General features: G+C 34.5%; 4 protein-coding genes and 1 tRNA gene. All 5 read left to right on the forward strand.

Annotation, left to right across the window (positions count from 1 at the left end; all coding sequences use genetic code 11):
- Positions 1-1,183, forward strand: a 1,183-nt coding sequence (locus AB4Y90_RS17635) for a DUF4041 domain-containing protein (protein WP_441558871.1), incomplete at its 5' end; no start/stop codon positions are given.
- A gap of 127 nt (positions 1,184-1,310) precedes the next feature.
- A tRNA-Ser gene (locus tag AB4Y90_RS17640) sits at positions 1,311-1,398 on the forward strand.
- 45 nt (positions 1,399-1,443) lie between these two features.
- Positions 1,444-1,776, forward strand: coding sequence for a hypothetical protein (locus AB4Y90_RS17645; RefSeq protein WP_441558872.1), 333 nt, complete (start codon positions 1,444-1,446; stop codon positions 1,774-1,776).
- A 204-nt stretch (positions 1,777-1,980) separates the two neighbouring features.
- Entirely contained in the window at positions 1,981-2,526 is a 546-nt protein-coding gene (locus tag AB4Y90_RS17650; protein WP_441558873.1) for a peptidoglycan-binding protein LysM, read from the forward strand.
- 101 nt (positions 2,527-2,627) lie between these two features.
- Positions 2,628-2,936 carry a hypothetical protein gene (locus tag AB4Y90_RS17655; protein ID WP_441558874.1) on the forward strand — a complete coding sequence of 103 codons (309 nt, stop codon included), beginning with the start codon at positions 2,628-2,630 and terminating at the stop codon, positions 2,934-2,936.
- Positions 2,937-3,152 lie beyond the last annotated feature (216 nt).

Raw genomic sequence — 3,152 nt, forward strand, 5'->3', positions numbered from 1 at the left:
TGCCTACAGAAGCCTGAAAGAAGCCGATGAAATAGCAAGCAGAATCCAGGCTATGAAAAACGTTATCAAAGGTTACGGAAATGAATATCTTGTGCCGAGTTATACTCTTTTGGATCAGCTTGCCGAAGATTTCAGCCATAAAGATGCCGGTGAAAACCTTAAAAAGCTACGCCAAAATAATAAAATGATGATTGTCAACCGACAAGCCGGAACCTGTGAATATATGGATAATGAAAGGCAAAAAACAGCAGTAAATTTTGTAATCGATGCTTATAACGGAAAAGTAGATTCTATTTTGTCGACCGTAAAGAAAGATAATTACGGGATTTTAAAACAGAAAATCGAGGATGCTTTTCAGCTCGTCAATTTTAATGGAAAAGCGTTCCGTAATGCCAGAATTTCAGAGATTTATCATCAGGCAAGGCTCGAAGAATTGAAATGGGCAGTTGTAGCACAGGAATTACGGGCAAATGAACTGGAAGAACAAAGGCAGATTCGCGAACAGATTCGTGAAGAAGAGAAAGCCCGAAAAGAATTTGAAAAAGCAATAAAAGATGCCGAAAAGGAAGAGCAGATTTTAAAAAGATTGATTGAAAAAGCCGAAGCGCAAGTTTCCCGAGCCAATGAAGAACAGAAAGCTCTTTTTCAGCAAAAGCTGGAAGAATTACAAGGAAAACTTGAACAGGCTGAAGAAAAAAATCAAAGAGCTATTTCTATGGCGCAACAAACAAAAACAGGAAATGTGTATATCATTTCTAACATTGGTTCGTTTGGAGAACACGTTTATAAAATTGGGATGACGAGACGTTTGGAACCTTTAGACAGGGTTCGTGAACTTGGTGACGCAAGTGTTCCGTTTGAATTTGRTGTGCATGCAATGATCTATTCGGATGATGCTCCTGCTCTGGAACGGCAGCTTCACAAGAGATTTCTTAAAAATCAGCTCAATAAAATTAATCCAAGAAAAGAATTTTTCAGGCTTGATTTAAATGATCTGAAAAATCATCTTGAAACAATCGGAATCAACTGTAAATGGACACTTCTGGCTGAAGCAAAGCAATATCGCGAAACATTAAAACTTGAAGAGGAAATGAAAACTGATAAAACACTCGAGGCAGAATGGGAACGCTATCAGGAAATCACCGATCCTGTTGTTTATGACGAAATAATCGAAGAAGCTTAAAAATATAATCCTCTCATTCTTCGACCAATAATATAAAGTCTGAAATAATTATTAAAATTTTCTTTGGCAGAATAAAAAAATATTCTATATTTGCACCACTGAAAACAACGATACAATCGGAGTTTAAGGAGAGTTGGCAGAGTGGTCGATTGCGGCAGTCTTGAAAACTGTTGACTGTATCAGGTCCGGGGGTTCGAATCCCTCACTCTCCGCCAGATTTTAATTATGGCAGTACAGCAGATTATAATTCATCAAAAAATGTGACTGTTCCCAACAGTTTAGTCATTATTTCTTCCAAAAATTTTGATGTAAAAGTAAAATCTGAAGGCACACACTTTGTAAGTGGGGCAAATGCAATTCCAGTAGACATTTTACAGGTAAAAGCAATACCGGGTGGAAGTTTAGCGGGAACCATGAATGAGGTAACTCTATCTGCAACTGATCAGGTTTTGGTAAGTAATGCAGGTTCAGGAGCCAAACAATCTTTAAATATTGACTACTCTATTTCGGCGGAAAAAGCATCGAAGGTGCTTCTGGGAAAACCACAGGGTACTTACACGCAAAAAATAACTTATACTGCCACTGCATTGTAAGTAAACATCAATCTTTTTAACAAAAAATCCCTCAATACTTTCAAAGTGTTGAGGGATTTTTCTATTTAAACCCAAATGATAACCKTGTAGTTATTTTACTACAWSAACTTCCATTTTCAACTACAAAGAAGCTTTTATCGCCGCCGTAGATTTGCAGTATACAAAACAACAAYTAAATAAAAATAAAAATTAAATATTACTATYATGAAAAAACAAWTCGYAATCGCAGCCTTAACTTTCGGAGCAATCGTATTAGGAACTAATAATGTTCARGCTCAAAATACAACTGCAACAACAACAGTAAACATTACCCTGAATGATGTRATCTCTATCGACGCCGGAAGTACTGCAATCGGTAATACAGTTGATTTCAACTATGCTACTGCAGCAGAYTATAAYTCTGATCAAACCGTTACTAAAGCCAACTCTTTGAAAGTTACTTCAACTAAGAATTTTAACGTTAAAGTAAAAGCAGGAGGCGCTAATTTTATGAATGGAACCAACTTAATCCCTGCAAATGTTTTGACGATCAAAGCAGCTGCATCTGCAGGAACAATGGGCGGAACAAAAAGCGCTGTTGTTTTATCTGCAACGGATCAAACCTTAGTATCAAACGCTCCGCTTGGAAGTGCATTGACGTTGAATTTAGATTACATGATTCCTGCAGCAAARTCATCATCTTCAGATATTTTAGGTAAACCAGCCGGAACTTAYACRCAAACAGTAACTTATACTGCAACTGCTTTATAATAAGACATTTTTTAATGATATACCTTATAAATTAATTTTAAAGATGTCCTATTTAGCATGATAAGTGAAATTCAGGTTAACAACTAAATAATTATATGAATATGCCAAACCTAATAAAAAAGCTATTGTTTTTACTTGAAATTGGTAATCATCAATTTGATAGCATCCTTTGGAAAACCTGTCCAGAAAAAAGAAAAACTCTTGTTAATGATATTTTCAAATTTAAAGTTCCTATTGGGAAAAGCAAAAAAGAAATACGTGAAATTTTTGGACATGAGCCACATATTTATACTTCCATGAAATGGTCTTATCCTGTTGAATCAGATAAATTTGGAAATACCCTTATATCATTATCACTATACTTTAAAGACGAAATTGTAACAAATATAAGGTTGAAAACAAGCGAGTAATTCTAAAATATAAAGAAGCTATTCTTAAAAAATATTTCTTTATACCATTTAATTAATGCTTTTATACAATTGGAAAAAGTTTTTGTTTATAATTCTTCAAAAACTGCCATTGCAATGTAAAATAAAATCAATTTTAAAAAGTCCTCAACATTTTTAAAATGTTAGAGGACTTTTCTATTTAAACCCAAATGATAACCCTTGTAGTTATTTTACTAC

The organism is Chryseobacterium sp. 2TAF14, assembly GCF_052115105.1.
Classification (GTDB): domain Bacteria; phylum Bacteroidota; class Bacteroidia; order Flavobacteriales; family Weeksellaceae; genus Chryseobacterium.